Origin of the sequence: Botrimarina hoheduenensis (assembly GCF_007859815.1) — a bacterium.
In the GTDB taxonomy this organism is placed as follows: Bacteria; Planctomycetota; Planctomycetia; order Pirellulales; family Lacipirellulaceae; genus Botrimarina; species Botrimarina hoheduenensis.
The window spans coordinates 919,398-939,612 of record NZ_SJPH01000001.1; the positions used below are offsets into that span (position 1 = coordinate 919,398).

Annotated in this window: 15 protein-coding genes; 9 read left to right on the plus strand and 6 right to left on the minus strand. The window is 63.8% G+C overall.

Annotated elements, in window-relative coordinates; all coding sequences use genetic code 11:
- Nucleotides 1-339 (minus strand): IS3 family transposase (locus tag Pla111_RS17115; RefSeq protein WP_197524713.1); only part of this gene is annotated, 339 nt, incomplete at its 3' end.
- Nucleotides 336-614, minus strand: coding sequence for a transposase (locus Pla111_RS03635; protein ID WP_146571431.1), 279 nt, complete (start codon nucleotides 612-614; stop codon nucleotides 336-338). The genes Pla111_RS17115 and Pla111_RS03635, both read right to left, overlap by 4 nt.
- Here Pla111_RS03635 and Pla111_RS03640 point away from each other — a divergent pair.
- Entirely contained in the window at nucleotides 602-2,092 is a 1,491-nt protein-coding gene (locus Pla111_RS03640) for a C-terminal helicase domain-containing protein (protein WP_146571433.1), read from the plus strand. The two genes, Pla111_RS03635 and Pla111_RS03640, sit on opposite strands and share 13 nt — an antisense overlap.
- A 164-nt stretch (nucleotides 2,093-2,256) precedes the next feature.
- Here the strand turns inward: Pla111_RS03640 and Pla111_RS03645 are convergent, their stop codons facing one another.
- Both Pla111_RS03645 and Pla111_RS03650 read right to left on the minus strand, forming a co-directional pair.
- Entirely contained in the window at nucleotides 2,257-2,541 is a 285-nt protein-coding gene (locus tag Pla111_RS03645; protein ID WP_146571435.1) for a hypothetical protein, read from the minus strand.
- Nucleotides 2,542-2,599: 58 nt separating this feature from the next.
- Nucleotides 2,600-3,667, minus strand: a complete 1,068-nt coding sequence (locus Pla111_RS03650; protein ID WP_146571437.1) for an integrase core domain-containing protein — start codon at nucleotides 3,665-3,667, stop codon at nucleotides 2,600-2,602.
- A gap of 335 nt (nucleotides 3,668-4,002) precedes the next feature.
- Between Pla111_RS03650 and Pla111_RS17120 the strand changes: the two genes are divergently transcribed.
- From Pla111_RS17120 to Pla111_RS03665, 4 genes are all read left to right on the plus strand, one after another.
- Nucleotides 4,003-4,263: a hypothetical protein gene (locus Pla111_RS17120; RefSeq protein ID WP_231930633.1), complete on the plus strand. Its 261-nt coding sequence runs from the start codon at nucleotides 4,003-4,005 to the stop codon at nucleotides 4,261-4,263.
- Between the two features lie 11 nt (nucleotides 4,264-4,274).
- Nucleotides 4,275-4,514: an integrase core domain-containing protein gene (locus Pla111_RS17125; RefSeq protein ID WP_261342113.1), complete on the plus strand. Its 240-nt coding sequence runs from the start codon at nucleotides 4,275-4,277 to the stop codon at nucleotides 4,512-4,514.
- A gap of 341 nt (nucleotides 4,515-4,855) precedes the next feature.
- Entirely contained in the window at nucleotides 4,856-6,916 is a 2,061-nt protein-coding gene (locus tag Pla111_RS03660) for an SPFH domain-containing protein (protein ID WP_391581005.1), read from the plus strand.
- Between the two features lie 494 nt (nucleotides 6,917-7,410).
- Complete coding sequence (locus Pla111_RS03665; RefSeq protein WP_146571443.1) at nucleotides 7,411-8,433, plus strand: FHA domain-containing protein; 1,023 nt, start codon at nucleotides 7,411-7,413, stop codon at nucleotides 8,431-8,433.
- A gap of 174 nt (nucleotides 8,434-8,607) precedes the next feature.
- Here the strand turns inward: Pla111_RS03665 and Pla111_RS03670 are convergent, their stop codons facing one another.
- Both Pla111_RS03670 and Pla111_RS03675 read right to left on the minus strand, forming a co-directional pair.
- A complete protein-coding gene (locus Pla111_RS03670) occupies nucleotides 8,608-11,454 on the minus strand; it encodes a protein kinase domain-containing protein (RefSeq protein ID WP_146571445.1) in 2,847 nt (948 codons plus the stop codon).
- 250 nt (nucleotides 11,455-11,704) lie between these two features.
- The gene (locus tag Pla111_RS03675) at nucleotides 11,705-12,772 is read right to left on the minus strand and encodes an integrase core domain-containing protein (protein ID WP_146571446.1); all 1,068 of its coding nucleotides are present in this window, start codon (nucleotides 12,770-12,772) and stop codon (nucleotides 11,705-11,707) included.
- Between the two features lie 286 nt (nucleotides 12,773-13,058).
- Here Pla111_RS03675 and Pla111_RS03680 point away from each other — a divergent pair, with 286 nt between their 5' ends.
- The 4 genes from Pla111_RS03680 (at nucleotide 13,059) to Pla111_RS03695 (ending at nucleotide 20,197) form a co-directional block, all read left to right on the plus strand.
- Complete coding sequence (locus tag Pla111_RS03680) at nucleotides 13,059-13,367, plus strand: hypothetical protein (RefSeq protein WP_146571448.1); 309 nt, start codon at nucleotides 13,059-13,061, stop codon at nucleotides 13,365-13,367.
- Between the two features lie 347 nt (nucleotides 13,368-13,714).
- Nucleotides 13,715-15,220, plus strand: a complete 1,506-nt coding sequence (locus tag Pla111_RS03685; RefSeq protein WP_231930647.1) for a hypothetical protein — start codon at nucleotides 13,715-13,717, stop codon at nucleotides 15,218-15,220.
- Between the two features lie 213 nt (nucleotides 15,221-15,433).
- Nucleotides 15,434-16,678, plus strand: a complete 1,245-nt coding sequence (locus tag Pla111_RS03690; RefSeq protein WP_146571452.1) for a metallophosphoesterase family protein — start codon at nucleotides 15,434-15,436, stop codon at nucleotides 16,676-16,678.
- Between the two features lie 3 nt (nucleotides 16,679-16,681).
- Complete coding sequence (locus Pla111_RS03695) at nucleotides 16,682-20,197, plus strand: YhaN family protein (RefSeq protein ID WP_146571454.1); 3,516 nt, start codon at nucleotides 16,682-16,684, stop codon at nucleotides 20,195-20,197.
- The last annotated feature ends 18 nt before the right edge of the window (nucleotides 20,198-20,215 follow it).

Below are 20,215 nucleotides of genomic sequence, written 5' to 3' on the forward strand. Positions count from 1 at the left end.
CTCGCTCCCGCTTAGCGATAAACGCAGCCGTTTGTGGCGTTTCTTGGGCACCTGCATCCCGTGCTCTCGCCACAGGCGTTCGACCCGCTTGTGGTTCACCTCGCGTCCCTGCCGACGCAGCGCCTCGTAAACCTGAGGGCTGCCCCAGCAAGGACGTTTCTCCGCGATGCTCCGCATCTCCGTGAGCAACTCCGCGTCGAGCGTCTGACGCTTCGACTGGTAACGCTGCGTCGCACGCGGCTGGCCCAGCACGCGACAGACCCTCCTCTGCGACGCCTTCTTGGGCCCCAAGAGGCGGCGGACCGAATCGACGGTCCGCCGCTTACACTCGGGGCTCACCAGTTTCCCTTGGCGGCTTCCTTCAAGATCTCCATGTCGAGCGCCTGATTGGCCACCAGCCGCTTCAGCCTCGCGTTCTCCTTCTCCAGCGAACGCATCTGCTTCGCCAGGTCGGGGGCCATGCCCCCGTACTTCTGACGCCAGCGGTAGTAGGTCTGCTCGGTGATCCCGAGCGTCTTGCAGATCTCGGGGACCTTCGCCCCTTTACCAAGAGCCACGTCCGCCTGACGCAGCTTCTCGATGATCTGCTCCGTCGTGTGCCTTGTCCGCTTCATCGAAAGAATCCTCCAAAAACCGGGGACCGCCCGGCACGAGATTCTCTCACTCAGAGTGGCTCTGTTTCAGGGGGGAAGACCATCTCAACCAATACGAGGTCCGAAAGCTTGTACGCGACGTCGAGCAAGACGTCACGACGCTCAAGTCGCTCTACGGCGAGACTGCGCCGCTAGCCGACGCGGACGGCAAACTCGAACGGTTGAAGGAGCTGCTTGAGAACGAGCTCCGCGGCAAGAAGGTGCTGGTCTTTAGCTCGTTCAAAGACACGGCAAGATACGTTCACCGCGTGCTTACGTCCGAAGCGTGTAGCGAATGGCACGAGCGTGCGGGCGGGCCGGTGGTTCGCAGGATCGATAGCGGCAACCACCCGGAGGAGCGCGGGCACATCCTGGGATTGTTCGCGCCCGTCGCCAGCGGCCTCGGCGATGTCGTCGGCGAACCGATCGACGTGCTGGTCAGCACCGACGTACTCTCCGAAGGGCAGAACCTTCAGGACTGCGGCGTCATCATCAACTACGACCTGACGTGGAACCCGATCCGGTTGGTGCAGCGCAACGGCCGCATCGACCGGCTTGGCACCGAGCACACAGAGATCGGCATCTATAACCTCTTCCCCGAGGCAGAGCTGGAGGACATGCTGCGGCTGATCGAGAGGCTGACCGATCGCATTTCGACGATCGATGACCTCGGCCTCTTGGACGCCAGCGTGTTGGGCGAAGTCGTTCACCCGCGGACTTTCAATACGCTACGCCGTGTCCGCGAAGAAGACGGCGCGGTCCTCGACGAAGAAGAGGCGCGGGCTGAGCTGGCGGGGCCGGAACTGCTCTTGAAGCAACTCAAGGAATCACTTAGTCGCGATGGCGGCGAAACGCCTGAGTCGCTTCCTAACGGGATCCATTCGGGACTTCGCCGGCAGAACTGTAACGGGTTGTTCTTTTATTTCCAGGCGCCACGCAGCGATGGTGAGGGCGTACGGCACTTTTGGCGGTATGTAGACGCATCGACGGGGGCCATTAGGGAGAACCGCTACGAAATCGCCCAACTGATCGCCTGCCGTCCCGATGAGCCGCGCTACATCGGCCCGCAAGAAGTCTTCAAGCTCCAACAGCAAGTCATCGAGCACATCCTCGCCGGCGATAAAGAAGCCGCCGCCAAAGCCGCGGCGCCGACGACCGTCGATCCGATCCAACAAGTGGTCGCCGAACAGCTCAAAGATTTTCTACGCAAGCAGTCGGTGGACCGCGAAACGGCGAAGGCAGCTATCCGCTTCTTGTCGCAGCCCGTGGGGAAGTCAATTCACGCGAAACTTCGGTCTTCTCTCGATACGTGGCGTGAGAGCCAAGAGGACGACGCTCTCTGTGGCGCAATCAAAGCTTTAGCGGACGAGTTTTCAAGAGAAAGCCGGTACGGTAGCAAGAGCTCCGGGCTTCACCGTGACCAGCTCACGCTGATTTGTTTTGAGTACCTCTCCAGTTGAAGAAGGAAGGAATTGGCCAGGTTCTGTGGGATGGGCCAAGGGCTGATATCCGCTGGACCTTTGGTGAGTCGGCTACGGAGTGTATATTGGAACAAGAATTAAACTTGTTTAACCAATGGCCAACGTCCGACTAGGACTGGCGACAGCAGAGCCGCGGCTGCGGACTACGGCCCACCTAGGTCCGGAACCTCATATCGCGGCCGCATCACCGCTTCGTACTCCGCCCGATTTGCCCGGTGCACAGCGAGGCATTCTTCGATGAAGCGGCGACGCTCTGGCTTGGGGAGCCCGCGGAACGTTTGATAGCCGTCGCGGAGCGTGCTGACGACGTGCCGAATGACTGCGAGATCAGACTCTGCGACGTGGCAGTCGCGATCGATGATCTGGCGGACGATCGGATGGGCGTCGCGCTTCCTGGATTGGAGTATCTCGTAGGTGTCATCGGTCATCTCCGGGACACCCTGCCACACTGTGGCGGAGATGCCAAGCCTTTCTTACGCAAGGCCCTCAGGCTACCCGCCGCTCGTAGTGTTTGAGTACGCCGGCGAGCCGCTCTTCGCAGACCAGCGCCTGCAAGTCGTCGGGCGGGTCATCCAAGTCGGACCAGACGCCGACGAGCGGCTTGTTATCCTTCCGAGAATGCGGGCGTCGCTCGTTGTAGAAGCGGACGTATTCCTCCACGAGGTAGTCGAGGTGCCGTAGGCCGAAGGCGATGAAGCGGTTGAGGCACTCCCCCTTGATCGAGCCGATCCACCTCTCGATAAAGGCGTTCTGGTTCGGCGCGCGCGTAGCGGTCGCCTGTACCGCGACGTCGGCGGCTTCGAAGACGCCGTCGAACGCCTCGCGATACTTGAAGTCCTTGTCGCGCACCAGGTGCTCGATCGGTAGCTCGGCTGCGTCAGCTTGCTGCAGCATCGCCACGGCCTGCGTCTTCATCCAGGCGTCGTCCGGATGGAACGTTGCCGGCGAACAGATTACCCGCCGGCTGCGGACATGCAGGAAGGCCAAGACGTACACTTGCTTGAGGCCGGTCGCCGTGATGACCGGTTTGGTGAAGAAATCGACCTGCCAGAGCGTCTCGGCATGGATCTTGATGAACTCGTCCCAGGTCCCCTTGCCGCGCTGCGGGCCGGGATGGATGCCCTCTTCCTTGAGGATCGTCCGGACGGTGGTGCGGCCGACGCACTGGATGCGGAGCTTTTTGAGCTCGCCGACAATCCGACCGTACCCCCAAGTGTTCTCTTTGGCGAGCCGGACCACTAGCTGACGCAGCGTCTCGGGCGTCCCCTTGCGGCCCATCTTCTTGGCCGGCTTCTCTCCCTGGCTTACCCTCCTGCGCCACCGCTGATAGGTTCGGGGGCTGACGATCGTGATCAGGTCGAGAACCCCTTTGCCGATGGCTTCTCCCAAGGTCAACAGCCGTGCCTGCTCCTCGTTGGTGAGGAAGACACGCGACTTCTCGACGCGCTTGCGGAGCATCTCGTTCTCCGCCTTGAGGAACTCGACGTGGCGACGGAGTTGCTGCTCGGTCGAGCCGGCCAAGAGGAACAATAGCGGCGAGAACCAGCTCGTCATCGGTAGGCCACCCGTGCAGGAAACGCGTCGTTTCCAGGGCGACAACCTTTCCGAACCCCTGGTGTTGCCCGATTCTCGGCGCCGATTCAGGACCCGCAAGCGCCTACGGGTGGCGGCCGCGAATTTTGCTAATACTTGCTAACAGATGACAATCGTTGCCAACGATTGCAAGAGGTTGGGCGAAGTAGTAGGCTGCGTCTGATCCTACAAAACAAGCGTTTTCAGCTGGACGCGGGTTGTGCCTCATAACCTCGAGGTCGTCGCTGAAGGACCATTGCCGCGACTTAATTCTGCTGTCGGCGACCCCGCATCAAGGGGACCACTACCGCTTCTACATGCTGATGAAGCTGCTCGACCCGGCCATGTTCTCGTCGCCAGAGTACATGCTGGAGAACCGGCACCGACTCAACTCGATCATCTTCAGGCGCACCAAAGCCGACGCCTGCCGACCCGACGGTTCGACGCTCTTCGCTCGCCGCTCGGTGCACACCGAGTCGTTCATCATGTCGGAACCGGAGAGAGAGTTCTACAACGAACTCAACGTCTACCTGACCGGGGCTGCCAGTACACCTCGGACGACTACCAGAAGACGTTAAAGACGCTCGAGATCGAGTGCTCGATGAGCCACACGGGCGACTGCTACGATAACGCCGTGATGGAGCGGTTCTTCTGGAGCCTCAAGCACGAGTGGACCAACCACCGGGCGTACGCCACGCTCGACGACGCGCGGCTCAGCGTCTTCCGCTACATTGAGGCGTTCTACAACCCACGACGCCGACACCAGACGCTCGGCTACAAGTCCCCCGATCAGTTCGAAGCCGAACACGCCCCGGCACAAGCGGCGTAATTCAAGCTGGCCCCCCCGCTGTCCGAAAGTACTGGGCTACCGCACGGGGTGTTCTTGACTTGGCTGTCCACACGGTGGCGATTTCGAGAAGATTGGCAAATCGTGCCGGGTGCCTTGCGGGCTTTTTCCCAGCCCTACCTGGTCGCAAAGCCCCACTTGCGTCCGTATACTTTGCGGACACGCCGATGGGGGGCGGACGCCCTCGTATTTGCCCTTTTGCGGAGGGCAATAAGACGAAGAGACTTGCGAATAGCAGAATGCACCTTCGTCAGTAGCTTCAGCTACGGAATCTGCGGACTAGCTCGCCGTATAAGTAGCCAACTTCAATCAGGAACCGGGCTATGTCGACCGTGTCAAAATGCGACAACTGCGGTGCTGGCGTCGGCCACGCCGACAACTACTGTCAAAACTGCAGGCATCCCGTAGGTAAGGTCGCTTGTCGGGCGTGCGGGCGGAGCAACCCCCGTGCAGGGAAGTTTTGCGGGCACTGCAGCGCCTCCATCGGAGCAGACGGATCGCAGTCCTCCGACGTCAAGGTGGATAGGCGTCGAAGTGGTGTCTGGTCGCGGAGAAAGGGGGACTTTGCCGTCCTTCTTGAAGCAGAGCATCTCGATCGAGTGTTCACTCGGGGCGTGACGGTCGAAGAAGGGACTGTCGGGCTGTTCTTCCAGCACGGCGCCTACGCCGATTGTCTTGGGCCTGGAAAGCACACGACAGAGAATCTCCCCGAGAAACTCCTGACCCATCTCAAGCTTGACCAGCCGAGCGAGGTCGTCCTTATCGATGACGGCGACTTCGAAGTTGGTATCAGGATGCCGGAGGCGAGAGCGGCTGACGACACGCTTATCGAGCCCTTCCTTGTCGCCACTGTACGCCTTCACGATCCGCTGCAACTATACACCAACTTCATCCGCGGAAGCTCCTTGATCACGGAGCTAGACCTAGCCGAGCATCTTGGACGCCAACTCTTCAACACGTTCAGCGGGTTCCTTCAGGAGCACACCTCGAAAGACCTCCGGGGCAGGGATGGGCTCTCCAGCAAACTGGAATCGGGCCTCCGAACGAGTCTTGAACGCTCGTGCAAGCGGATCGGTCTTGAGTTCGTCGCCATCGAGCATGTTGAGTTTAGCGGCGCCGTAAATGACGACATACTTGCTAAGCGAGCGGACGTTAGGCGCCGCGGCGAAGAGTTTGAAGTTGACAAGCTAGACCACCGCCTGGAAGCGGAAGTCCGAGAGTACGGCTTCGAACGCGAAACGCAGCGCCTAGCCCTCGAGCGTGAGTTTGCGAATCTCTACGGAGGAGACAAACGCGAAGAGCTGCTCCGCGAAGATTCCTTCCGCGAATTCGTCGACGATGTTGAGTTCAAAGCAGGCGTTAGAGGGCTCTTGCGACAGAGCGAACGCGATGAGCTTGAAACGCGGCACCGACAATTCCGTGAAGACAAGGAGCTCGCCCGCGAACAACTCTTATCCCTACTGGGGTTCCAGCGGAAGCGAGATCGGCTCCAAGCGGAGTTCGACTACAAAAGCGACTGGCTCGACAAGAAAACGGATCTCGACGAGCGGCAACGGGAACTGATGCGAAAACGCCTGGCCGAAGAGTTGCAGGACCGGCTTAGCACCGAAAGGGCGGAGTACGAAGCCACTCTGCAACGCGAAGACCTGCAGCACGCAGCTGCTCTCGCCAGACAGAGCGCCGACGCCAACGCCGGTTTGTCGCAGAAGATTGCCGAGGATGGGGCGGCATTGTCCCACAAGGTGGCGACCGACAAGGCCGAGCACGACACAGACAGAGCAGCGGCTGAACTGGCGCTCGACGTCCTCTCCAAAGCCAAACGGCTGAAGCAGGAGCAGAAGGACGCCGATGCGGATCGGGAGATCCGCGTATCAGACGCCGAATCGGCGCGTGAGCAACTGCGGTTGAAGGCGATCGGAGAACTGTCGCCAACCGCATTGATGGCAGCTTCGCCGGCGGAGACCGCCAAGCTGATCGCGGACACGATCCGCACCGATACGCTCGCGAAGAGCGGGCTAAACGAGTCGCAGCTCTTGGCGATCGTCGCCGAGAACAGCCCGGCGGCGGCGGCGGCGCTTAGCGATAAGTTTAGGTCGGAGGGCCGTGAAGAACTGCTCAAGCAGATAAACGCTGAGCTTAAGCAGTCAACGGAGACCCAGCTTCAATCGGCTCACTCGTATGCCGTCATGATCAAGGAACTTGCCGAGAAATCGCTAGAGACCCAACGCGACGCCACGTCGTCCGTTGCGAAGGGGGCGGCGTCGCCACCCCCTGTTGTATACCCCCCAATCGGTATGCCTCACGCAACAGCCCTCGTCTGCGGCCACTGCTCGGCCGGCGGCCAATCAGGCCGCTTCTGCCGACAGTGCGGGGGAGCCATCTAGCACCGTCCGGTGAGCAAGGTCACCATCCGGATCAGGTTGAGGCGGAACTCTTATCGGAGCTATGCGTCGTGCGTGCGGACGAACCGACAAAGCCCTGCCCCCAATGCGCGGAACCATTGGGACCTGACGAGTTGAGGCTGTGGCTGGAAGCACTCCCTACAGCGAAGTTTTGCCTTTGGTGTAGGCAGCGACTCACTCACGGGAATGACCCGCGGCCTCCCGCCTCGGAGTCCGTCGGACAGCCCCAATCGGTTCCTCGACTTCATGTGCGAACTTCAAAAGAGCTTCGCTGCGGCGATGGCGCAATTCTTGACCTACGGGTTGATGGTGCGCCACCAGGGGCCGTAGCCGTGAGGTTCGCAGTACAGGCCACGGATTCAGTGCGGCTTGCCATTCAAGCCCCTGAGATATTGGAGTTTGGCGCCGACCGCGTGGCGGAGTGGTCAACGTCCTACACACCACGGCGGAGTGGCCTTCATCAGCTTAAGTTCCTCTTGGACATTCTTAGCCTCGAAGGTGTGCTGGCATTAGAAGGCTCTTGCCAGCTGACCGTTCTCGACAGGCCAACCGCCCGCCCCTCGGTACACATTCAGAAAATAAACATCAACAACCGCATCGTCGTGGATGACGGAGATATTGGAATCCAAGAAACCACGCCGACGTCGAGCTTCGTCTACGGCGACTTTGCCGAAGTCGCACTTCGTCCGCGGAACAGAGCGTCTAGGCTAAGGATCAAAGAGCTGGCCGACGACGTTGGGTCGTCTCATTCGAACTTGGATCGTATCTCGTTGTGCTTTGACGGCGTTAGCGGGCCACGCACAGTTTGCGTTGTCGCAGGGACACAGTTGCGGCTAGGCCGTCAAAAAAGCAAAGGGGAGATTGACGCAAACGATATTGTGATTAGGCCGATGGACAGAGGCGACTGCACCCGCATAAGCAGGCAACACGCCGTCGTGACGTTCGCTGATGGTGGCGCGATATTCTCAAATACTGATAGTTGCAAGAACGGATCGGTTGTTTCTGGCGCGAAGCTCGGGCCGGCTGAAAGCACACGGTTGAGTTCGAACGCCCAAATCTCCCTGGCCGGGGCGGTTGCGATTGCGGCACGGGTGCGACCACCGGCCGCGTACTTCCGACTTTCCGACTACACCCACCTTGTCGATGGAAGGCAGAGCCGTTCCAACACAATCCTCGGACGACATCAGTCGTTGGTCCTGCGGCGCGAAGATTCGGCATCTGATGAGGAGTATGTTCTGTTTCAAAGAGTGCTGACGATAGGGCGCGGGCCCCATTCCGACATACGGATCGCCCATCGCTCCGTAGCAATCAGGCACTGCTATCTGCATTTTCTAAACGGGCAGTTTTGGATCGAACCGGTGCAGGTCTTTAGCAACACCGCCGTCAACGGTATACATCCAAGGCTAGACCAGCTGGTTGGAGTTGATGCGAATACGCATCTGACTATAGGTGAGGTAGAGGTTGAGGTGACGAGCTTGCAGCAGCCATCAGTTACTTGAGTCGCGTATTGTGCCAGCTGGATCGCGTCGCAGTTCGCTGCTGTCACGCGGATCGCTTTGGGGTGCCGCGCGCTGATAGATGCCTCCCGACCGAAGGCCCTCTTACGCTTGCATGGAAAAGGCCCCGGTGCCGCCGGGTGCGACTCGGTGGACTGCCGTAGTTGCTGCGAATAGTCATTGAGGCGGCCCGTCGGCGCCGCAAGGAGTTCCAAGCTCGCGCATGTACAGAGAGTCTGTCGGGTCGTGGCGTAGGTCTCGCCATTCTGCGTAGTCCGGGAAGTCAAAGCCTTGGCCGTCAGGTAGCCCTAGCCCTAGCCCTACCCATCCCTGGCCGTCCATGATCCTGTAACGTGATACTATGGCCGCGCCCAACCGAGCCTTGCATGCGTCGTACTCGGCTTTAGTTCGAGGACGGAAAGGGCACCGGGTAGGCGAGGGAGCGTCTCCGTCGTAGTAACGCTTGTACAAGTCGGACCTGCGATAGCATTCAGCAAAGCCAATTAGAAGCATGGCCCACTTATTCCAGCCGTGCTGGGTGTGCCCAAGAGGAAATCGGCCGCGAAGATACTTCGTGAAATCTCCTCTCACATGCTGGCTGCTGTCAGTGTACGCGGTGCACTTTGCGAATAGCGCGTGCTCGTTTGCCAGGAACGCCAAGAGGTCGCGGCAGATACGGTCTCGCTCGAAGGCCTCTTCTATGAGTACTCGCATTTCCGCGATTGGAGGATAGAGCTGACCAAGGTCGGTCACTCGAGCTAGGGCGGATCGAGCTGTCTCGTAAGAGCCTGCCTTCAACGCTGAGCGCGCTCTTAAGAGCGGTAGCCTTGCCGCCGCTTCAGTTAAAGATTGCACAACTCGCCGCGCCAGCAGTGCTTCATGGGCCTCGGGCCGCGCGTCCAGATACGACTCAACTGCACTGTGAAGCGACGCTATCTGTGCAGTGACCGTGTCTAGCGATATTGATCCGATTGGCAGCCTTGCCAGACAGGTCATCGCCGCTTCGCGGCTCTCTGGAAACGCGTAGTAGCAGCCGAGCTGGTCGGCAAGGCAGATCCAGTGCACGATTGCATCGCTGTCTACGCCAGCTGTTGGCATCTTCGCCAGCAGTTGCAGAAGGGATGCGACACCCCATCCGTCTTCTTGCTTAGCGGCTCGAGTGTACAGCACTAGGGCTCGAGTAAGGTCGCGCTCAACACCCCGGCCTTCCTCGTACAGCGTGCCCAGCATTTGCTCGGCTGCAGAATCTCCTCGAGCAACGGCAAGGCGGAGCCACTCAATTGCTCCTGATGGATCGACCTTTGTGCCATCCCCACGTAGCAGGCGGTTTGCGACTCGCGTCATCGCGAGGGTGTCACCCGACTCGGCCGCGGCTATGTCGCTCTGCAGCTCGACACGAAGCTTCAATCGAGCAACGCTACCGTCGTTCGGGTTGAGCTTCAGATACTCGTCGACGGTGGCGAGAGGCACCGCCTCGATCCCGTCCTTGAGCTTGACCTTGATCTCTTCCCCCAGTGCGTCCCGCCGCGTCAGCTTGTCGCCGGCGTCACTGAGCAGCGTTGCGGCGCGGTCGGTACGAAGGGGGAGCGGAATAGCCTCCAGCAGCTTGACCGCCTTGGCGAAGTGGTGCTTGGCGACCGCGGCATCTGCTTCGTCACAGATCGAGTCGTGGTGCGTTCGGAGCGTCGCCAACTCTTGCTCAAGCTCGCGACGAAGCTCTTCACAGCGTTGTCGTCGACTCCGTAAGCGAGGGTGGTCCGGTTCGGTTTGCGGCTCCAGCAACTGGATCGCTTCCACGTAGTGGTGCGTGCCGCGCAGCGACTCCGCCTCGGTCCGTAAGCCGTCGAGGAAGCCGGCTCTTTCCTCGACCAAAGTCAGGAGGTCTGCGCCACACCAGCCGCAATACTTCTCCCAGCAGCAGTTGTCTTGCATGCAGCTGAGGCAGCGCTCGACGAGGTGCACGCCGCAAGAGCTGCAGTGGCGACGTTCGGTTGGGTTTACGTGGCCGCAGCTTCGGCAGGTGCCAGCATCGAGCCGCCCGCTGGCGATCGGTGTTCCAGATTGCAGTGCATCCGCTAGTTCGCGCGCCGACCCCGTTCGCTGTTCAGGGTCGTCTTCTAGCGCCCGCTCCAGCGCTTCCCGATACAACCGGGCGACGCGCTTTAAGTTGATCGTGCGCGGGGTCTTTCCCGTGAGCAGGAAGTAGGCGGTGGCGGCGATGCTGTAGACGTCGCTGCGGGCGTCCGCCTTGGACGCATCGCGACGCTGTTCGGGAGCGACGTAGTCGGGGGTCCCCAGCCCGATCCCCTCCCTCGTGTGCGCGACCTCGGATCCCTCGATCCGCACCAGCCCGAAATCGGCGAGCTTCGGCTCACCGCCGGCCGTGAGCAGGACGTTCGCCGGCTTGATGTCTCGGTGGATGACGCCGTTGTCGTGTGCGTGCTGCGCCGCCAAGCAGAGCTTCTCGATCAGCGTTAGGGCTTCTCGTTCCTCGAACGGCCCCGCATCGGCCAGTGATCCCCCTTCGACATACTCCAACGCCAGCAGCGGTCCCTGCGCGTCTCGGCCGTACTCGTACATCGTCAGGATGTGTTGGTGGCCTCCCAGCTTCGCGAGCGCTTTGGCCTCGGACTCGAACCGTGCGAGCGCTCGCCGGCTCTCCCGCTGCACCCGTTTAAGCGCAACCAAGCGACCGGTGCTCCGATCCCGCGCCTTGTACACCACCCCCATCCCGCCGCGGCCAAGCTCTTCGAGTACCTCGTACCTCGCCGGCGTGTCGATCCGCGGCAGGCCGGCAAGCCACTCACGGTCTACCGGTCCCGCCTCGCTGTCCGACAGCGACGAGTCGTCCCCCCTTGTTTCCGTCGCCTTGTCTCCGAGGCTCCTGTCGTAGGGGACGCCCGCCGGCTCGGAGGGAACGAGCGACTCCCCAACCGCCGTCTCCGCGTCGCCCACCAATGAGTCCGGTCCGCACCGCGGGCAATCCCCACCGCTGTGCTCTTGCTGGCAGGATGCGCAGATCATTGAGGCGATATCCGAAATACAGACCCAGGCCTATTTGCGGAAAGAATTCGACGCGGGAAGGGGTATCTTGGCACGTCCCGTTCAACAAGGTTGTCACTTGATGAACCTCCGACGATTGAAGTCTGATTCGGCGGTTGAGCCGCGTTCTCGACGTTGGTGATTGTCACGAATCACGCGGGCTTTGTCAGCAGCGCGAGACAGAGAATCGCGAAGAGCGCGGAATTGAGCCGAGGCACCGTTGCGTAACTTTTTAGGCCGCCGTTCGTTCGTAGTGCTTGAGCACGCCGCCGAGCCACTCGCGGCATACGAGCTCTTCGCCGCTGTTCGGCGGATCATCGACCTCCGGCCAGACGCCGAGCAGAGGCTTGTTCTTCTTCCGCTGATGCGGACGCGCTTGGTGATAATAATCTAGGTAGGAAGTAACAACGTGATCGAGATGCCCCAAGCCGAAGATGATGAACCGGATGAGGCACTCGCCACGGATCGAGCCGATCCAGCGTTCGATGAAGGCAATCTGATTCGGCGCACGTGGTGCGGTCGGCTCAACGGAGACGCCCGCGTCTGAGAAAGCCTGATCGAAGCGTTTCGAGTACTTCAAGTCGAGGTCTCGGATTAGGTAGCGAACCGGCAACTCCCTCCCACGCGCCTGCTCCAGCATAGACTCCGCTTGAGCCGTAACCCACGTATCATCGGCCTTGAGCGTCGCGGGCGAGCAGATCATCCGCCGCGAGTTGACGTGCAAGAACGCCAGCACGTAAGCCTGCCGCAACCCGGTGCTGGTCATGACCATCTTGCTAAAGAAATCGCACTGCCACAGGGTCTCGGCGTGGATCTTGATGAACTCGTCCCATGTCCCTGGGCCGCGCTTGGGGCCTGGATGGATCCCTTCTTCCTTGAGGATGGTCCTCACCGTCGTACGGCCGACGCAGTGGATCCGCAGCTTCCGAAGCTCGCCCACAATCCGACCGTATCCCCACTGGTTCTGCTTGGCGAGACGAACGACGATCTGGCGGATCGTCTCCGACGTTCCCTTCCGGCCCATCTTCTTGGTGGGAGGTTTTCCCTGGCTTCTCCGCTCAAGCCAGCGGCGGTACGTTCGGGGATGCACGATCGACACCAGCTTCAGCGCGTCCGAGCCGATGCCGTCACCCAGCTCTAGCAACCGCTGCCGCTCATCATCGGTGAGGAAGATCCGACTCAGGGGCACGCGAGCCCGGGTCAGCTCCAGCTCGGCCTTCAGGAAGAGGATCTGCTGGCGAAGCTGCTCGTCGTTTGACCGGGCGAAGAGGAAGAAGAGCGGCGAGAACCAGAGCGGCATCGAGGCAGCCTCCTTGCAAGAAGAGCGGCAGATCCGGGGTGACAACCTTTCTGCACCCCTGGGGTTGGCCCGATTCTCACTCGTTCGGCCTGAGGTGCAAGCATCTAATCGCGTCACCGGGCAGGCCACTCATCTCGGCCGCGCTTGCTACCCCGCGCCGTTACCTCTTTTGCATTCGCACTTCTGCGTGTGTTTGCGTGGACTTGCGACGATTTGCCTACGTTTGCAAACGCTTTAAGGCGGTAGTACGATTCCGTAAGTCCTGTCCTAGTAAGGCAGTTGCGACTTGGGAAAAGAGGCTCTCATAACCTCGAGGTCGTCGCTCGTTGGCGTAGCGGCCGGTGAACTCGATCGCACCGCAGTCGATGAGCGCCTCGTACACCCCTTCGTTATCCCGGTAGGTTTTGACAGCGAACTCGCCGTCGGCGAGGGGCTCATCGACCTAGCCCTCGTCCAGCTGGAGGAGCAGGGCGTGGTCGAGCGTGACGAGCTTGATTCCAAACTCGCCGACGGAGAAGCCGACTTAGTGATCCGGTGGGCGGAGGGGGGAGAGCACGCCAGTGTGAGCGACCTGCGATTCAGAGATATGGAGTGACCGCCGGTTGGGTCCGCGCGCCACGCCAATCCGGCTTGCTGGTTTGGCCGCTTGTTCTGTTTGCTGCGGACCCCTGACCGCCTCTCCCGCGCCCGGCGGCCTCCCCGCCGTCATCCGGCGGGTCCTCGCTTTGAAGTCTTCACCATGTTTGCGTTGCTAACCCTGTGATGAGATCGTCCGCTACGCGGCCGCCGAAGCGAATGGCTTCGGTCCTTGGAGACCCCGAGACGGCTCGGCTCACGACCTGCGCATCGCGTCGAGGGTCGCGCCGAACCGGCTTCGGCAGACGACTTGACCAACCGGGTACAATCGCCGCGGACATCCCGATCCCGATGGAGCGTCGATCCATGGACGAAGCAGGCGATTCCCCGCTGGCGGAGTTGATCGCGCGGCTGGGGGAGTTGGCGGCCAAGGACGCCGTGTGGCGCGACCTGCTGGGCCGGGTCGGGGCGGAGCTGATGGCGATCGCCGCGGAGGCGCCGGTGGCCCCGCCGAAAGAAGCCGAACGGTCCGCCCCGTCCCCAGCACACCGCGGCGACGTCGTGCCGGCCGAGCAGGCGGTCCGGATGCTCACCATCGGTGGGCCGGTCGAAACGGCCGAAGCGCTAGGGACCGTCGAGGCGCCGCCGGCGCCAGCGCCCCGTTTCGACCTGGGGCTCTTCGAGCGTCGCTGCCGCCTTAAGGCCGAAGCGTGTGACTGGGCCGAGCGTCGGCGGCGGCTGATCGACGAGGGCGCCGACTTCCGCAGCGAGGTGCAGCCGCGTGACAGCGAGCTGCTGGAATCGGCGGTGGCCTTGCCCGACTGCTTCCTCTGGATGGCCTCACCCGACGCCCCTGCGGCAAGCCCGGGCGCCTACGAGCTGCTCGCCCGCAACTTCGAGACGCTCGCCGACGTGCTGCAGCACGCCCGCGAGGCCGAAGAGCAGTCCGACGCCCACCCGGCGTCGTTCGAGCGGGCCGTTGATTTGCTCGCCGAGGCGCAGTCCGCGGTGCGTGCGGCGGTGGCCGCGACGGCGCGCGACCGCGACGACTACGACCAGAAGGGGGTCCACCTCTGGCTAAGGGAAACAACCAGCAGCCGCCAACTGTTTGTCGCCCGCCACATGCGGATCGACGACCCGGCGTCGCCGGAGGCTTGGTCCGACCTGGCTAGTCGCGTCGAGGCGGCAACGGCCGAGGCGGACCAGCAGCGCCGCGCCGCCTCGCAGCGCCGCAAGCTGCTCGGCAAGGTCCGCCACAAGGCGTCGCTGATCCAGTCGGGCGAGGACCTCGACGCCTCCTGGCGGGTGCTGGTCGACTCGGTCGAGACGCTCCTGGCGGGCGGCCTGGCCCCGAGCGACCGCCAGCTCCGCGAGTCGCTGACCGGCGTGCTCGAAGAAGCCCCCGACTGGGCGACCGAATCGGAGGCGGTCCGGCTCGTCGCGCGGGAGATCGACCGCCAGCTCGCGGCGCGACCCGAACCGCGTGAGGCGTCTCGGCCGGAGTACAACGAAGCGGTCGAACAGCTCCGGTCGATGCTCGGCGGCAAGGCGGTGGTGATGATCGGGGGCGACCGCCGTCCCGACGCCGAGGCGAGGCTCCGAGAGGCGTTGGGGCTGGGGCGGCTCGACTGGCTGGCGACGCGGCCGCACGAGTCGGTCCAGCGGTTCGAGCCCTACGTCGCGCGCCCGGACGTGGCGGTCGTGGTGCAGATGATCCTCTACTCGAGCCATGCCTTCGGCGACATCGACGAGCTCTGCCGCCGGCTCGGCAAGCCGTTTGTCCGCCTGACCGGCGGCTACAACCCGAACCAGTTCGCCACGCGTGTGCTGGCCCAGTGCAGCGAACGGCTCGCCACGGCCACGGCCAGTTGATGCTAGCCGCATACCGAAGCCGGCTTCGCTTCTCCCCGGGGGGTTTCGCCCCGGGCGAGGCGTCCTCGGTGACGGTTCCCTTCGTCTCGGTTCCCTTCGTCTCGGGTCCCTTCGTCTCGGGTCCCTTCAGCCGTTACACGACAAAGCGGCGCTTGCACGGGGTAGCCGCAACCGTTCTGATGGGGTGTGCAGTTGTACCCTGTCGCGCACGAGATGTTCACCTTCCTCCACGCCGCCGACATCCACCTGGACAGCCCGCTACGGGGGCTGGACCGATACGAGGGCGCGCCGGTTGAGGAGATCCGCCAGGCGACCCGCCGGGCCCTTCAGAACCTGGTCGATCTGGCGCTGGAGGAGGAGGTCAATTTTGTCGTGCTGGCGGGCGACCTCTACGACGGAGACTGGCCCGACTTCGACACGGGCTTGTTCTTCGTCGGCCAGATGCGTCGGCTGCGCGAGTCAGGCGTTCCGGTCTTCGGGGTGCTCGGCAACCACGACGCGGCGAGCAAGATCACCCGCCGTTTGCCACTCCCCGAGAACGTCTGCTTCTTCCAGACAACCGCGGCCGAGACACGCCGGGTCGATGGCCTGGACGTCGCCATCCACGGCCAGAGCTTCGCGAGTCAGTGCACGACCGATGACCTCGCGAAGAGCTACCCCGCGGCGCTTCCGGGCTGCTTCAACCTCGGCGTGCTGCACACGAGCATGACCGGACGGGAGGGGCACGACCGCTACGCCCCCTGCACCGAAAGCTGCCTTCGGGACAGCGGCTACGACTACTGGGCGCTGGGCCACATCCACCAGCGTGAGGTGTTGCCGGGCAGCCGCCCGACGATCGCGTATCCGGGCAACATCCAGGGGCGGCACATCCGCGAGACCGGGCCGAAGGGGTGCCTAGTCGTACGCGTCGATGATGCGAACGAGGCGAAGACCGAGTTTCACCCGCTCGATGTGCTGCGGTGGGAAGTCGCCCGGGTGGCGCTGGACGACGTGGCGAGCGAGGCCGAAGCGCTCGACCGGGTGGGCGACACGCTCGGGCGACTGGTCGAGGAGGCAGACGGACGGCTGGTGGCCGCGAGGGTGTTGCTGACGGGGGCCACCCCGCTGGCTTCGGCGCTGGCCGCGAACCCGAGGCACTGGACGGCGAGCGTCCGCGCGCGAGCGGTCGATGTCGGTGGGAGTGGGCTTTGGGTCGAGAAGGTCACGAGCCAAGCCGAGCCGCCGCGCGGGAGCGAGGCGGGCGCCGACGACAGCACCCCCGTGTCCGAGGTGGCGGCGATCGCCCAGGAGCTGTTGGGGGATGCGTCGGTGGCCCAGAGCCTCGGGATCGACTTCGAAGACCTCCGCCGCAAACTCCCCCCGGAGCTGCGGGAGACGGTGCGGACGGAGGACGCGGATTGGTGGCGAGGCGTGCTGCACGAAGCGCAGGCCCGGCTTTTCGCGGAGTTGAGGGGGTAGCGCGTGCGACTGAAAGAGCTCCGCCTGATCGCCTGCGGCCCGTTCACCGGCGGCGCCCTCGAGCTGCAGCCGGGGCTCAACCTCCTGTACGGCCCCAACGAGGCGGGAAAAAGTTCCGCGTTGCGAGCGGTGCGCGCCCTGCTGTTCGGTTTCGAGGAACGAACGAGCGACAACTTCGTGCACAGCCACCCGCAGCTACGGGTCGGCGGCGTGTTGGTCGATGGGCAGGGGCGCCGCTTGGAGTGCGTCCGCCGCAAGGGTCGGCGCGCGACGCTGCGCGACGGCGACGACGATCGGCCGATCGACGAGGGGGAGCTGCGGTCGATGCTCGGCGGCGTGAACGAAGAGTTCTTTACGTCGGTGTTCGGAATCGACCACCAGCGGCTCCGCGAGGGGGGCGAGGAGGTCGTCCGAGGGGAGGGCCGTGTGGCGGAGTTGCTGTTCTCGGCGGGGGGCGTCGCGCACCTGCGAGAGAAGCAAGAATCGCTTCAAAACGCTGCGAAGGACCTGTTCAAGCCGACCGGCCGCAACCCACGGGTCAACGCGGCGCTCGCCGAGGCGAAATCGCTCGGCGACCAGGTCCGGGAGCTCCAGCATTCCCCGGAGCGGTGGGCGCGTCACGACGCCGAACGCCGTCGCCTGGGGGAGAAAGAGACAGAGCTGAAACAACGCCTTGTCGAGGTGGAAGCGGCCAGGTCGCGCCTGGAGCGGATCCGCGACGCGAAGGAACTGATCGGGGGTTGGAAGGACCGGCGAGCGCAACTGGCCCAGCTAAGTGACGTCGTCGTCCTCGCCGACGACGCCGAACAGCGTTTCCGTGAAGAGAACGAGAGGCGGACAATCGCCGCCGCGGCGAAGGCGGACGCCGATAAGCGGATATCGGAGCTCGCGTCGGCGCTGGAGAAGCTCGACATCCCGAAGGAATTGCTGAGCGAAGAAACGCGGATCGATGCGCTTTATCGGCGTCTGGGCAGCCACGAGAAGGCGACGGAAGACCGGGGCGTGCTGGCGGGCCAGCAACGCGCCGCCCGTCGCGCCGCGAAGCGGGCCGTCGAGAAACTCGGTTGGGACCTGTCGGTCGATGACGCCAAGGGGCGTCGGGTCTCGGATGAGAAGAAGGCGCGGGTCAGAGCGCTCTCGAGCCGACACGGAGAGGTGACCCAGGGCAAGAGCCGGCAAGAGCTCTCGCTCCGACGCGCCGAGGGGAAGCTCGCCGAGGTGAAGCAAGCCCTGGCGGCCGCAGAGAACCCCGCGGACCCCGTTGCCCTCCGAGCCGCGGTCGCCTCGGCCGTGGCCCTGCTCGAGGTGGAAGTCGGCCTCGCCGGCCGGCGAGAAGAAGCGGAGCGCCTCCGGCGGGGGGCGGAGGAAGCGCTCACGCGGCTCCCGCATTTTAGTGGTTCGCTCGAGGGAGCGCGCCGGTTAGAGGTCCCTGAAGAAGAAACCGTCGATGAGTTCGACCAGTCACGACGCGACCTCGCAAGCTCCGCCGGCGCGTTGGCCGAGCAAGGCGAGGCGAACCAGACCGAGCGGGACGGGGTCGCTGAGAAACTGCGAGCGCTGGAGCTTCAGGAATCGGTCCCGACTGAAGGGGAGTTGACGGCGGCCCGAACAACCCGCGACCGGGGCTTGCGTCTAGCGGTGCAGGCGCTGGCGGGGGCGAAGCCCGACGCGGAGGCGTCGGAGGCGTTCGTGGGAGAGGTCGGTGAGGGAGAGGACTTGGCGACCGCCCTGGAGCCGAGCGTACGCCGAGCGGACGACGTATCGGACCGACTCCGCCGTGAGGCGAGTCGTGTCGCCGAGAAGTCGCAACTCTTGGCCCGCCTGCGTTCACTGGACGCGAAGGGGGAGCAGCTAGAGGCGAAGCTAGCGAGCGTCAAGGAGCGACGAGGCGATTGGGACGGCGATTGGGAGAGCCGCTGGAAGGCGTCAGGCGTCACCCCGCTCTCGCCCCCGGAGATGCGCGGATGGCTCCGGAGCCTCAAGGAGCTGATCGGGCTGTCCGACGGGCTGGCCACGGCGACCAGTCAATTAGAAGGGGACGAGAGACGCGTGGACGCCGCGGTGCGAGAGCTCCGCGGGGCGCTCGGGCGGCAGGGGGTCGAGGTCTCGGGCGACGTGACGCTTGCTCGACTCGTCGAGGCGACGCAGAGCCGAGTCGGCGAGGCGACCGAGAAACGCCATCGCTACGCGGAGCTCGAATCGGATTCGGCGCGGGCTGCGGATGAGGTCGAGCAGGCGCGGCAGGAGCTGCAGACGGCGGACGAAGCGTTGCGGCGATGGAGGAAGGACTGGGCCGACGCGCTCGCCCCGTTGTCCCTGGACGGCGACGCGGCGCCCGAGCAGGCCGAGGCGGTGCTTGCGAACCTCGACGAGCTGTTCCGCCACCTCGACGACGCCGATGGCTTCGGAACGCGGATCTGGGGGATCGACAAGACGGCGACCGAATTTGTCGAGGCGGCGAAGGAGATGGCGAGGCAAGCCGCCCCGGACCTGCTGGAACTCGGCGCCGAGGAGTTGGTGACAACGCTCAACCGAAGACTGCACGCGGCCAAGCAGACCCGTCAGCAGGCGGATTCGCTCGCCGAGCGGCTGCAACGCGAGAGGGAATCCGCGGCGGAAGCCGAGCGGGAAGTGGGCGAGAGCACCGCGGCGCTCGAGGCGATGGTCGCGGAGGCCGGCTGCGAGGGCCTCGAGAGCTTGCGTCCCGCGATCGAAGCCTCGCGGCAGAAGAAGAGGCTCGAGACCGACGTCGCCGAGCGGGAGCGGGAGTTGACGCCGCTGTGCGGGGGCAAGCCGCTCGCGGAGTTCGTGGCGGAGGTCGAGCGAGAAGACGCCGACCGGCTGCCGACGCAGGTCCAAGAGCTCGGGGAGGAGATAGCCGAGCTGCGTGACGATCTCGAGGCGACGATTGCGGCGCGCCAGCGCGAGGCGTCGGAGCTCGCGAAGTACGACGGGTCGGCAGCGGCGGCCGACAAGGCGGAGGAGCGTCTGGCGATTCTCGCCAGAGTGGAAGCCGACGTCCGCGAGTACGTTGTCGCCATCGCCGCCGAGAGGCTGCTGCAACGCGCCGTCGAGCGCTACCAGGAGAGATCTCAGGGGCCCGTCCTCGCGGGGGCGTCGGAGTACTTCCGGCTGCTCACCCGCGATTCCTTCGAGTCGCTGAAGACCGACTACGACGAGTCGGGGCGAGAGGTTTTGGTCGGCGTGCGGAGCGACGGCGGCGTTCTGTCGGTCGCTGGGATGAGCGAGGGAACGCGCGACCAGCTCTACCTGGCGCTCCGCCTGGGGACGCTCGACCACTGGTTCGAGAGCCACGAGCCGATCCCCTTCATCGTCGACGACGTCCTGCTCACGTTCGACGACGACCGGGCGACGGCGGCGTTGCGGGCGCTGGTCTCCCTGGCCACGCGGGCTCAGGTGCTCCTGTTCACCCACCACGAGCACATCGTGTCGATCGTTCGTGACTCGGAGTTTGCCGGCGCCGTCTCGATCACGCCGATGCCGGGAGCGAGCGGGTGACTCGGCTCAGCTGCGGCA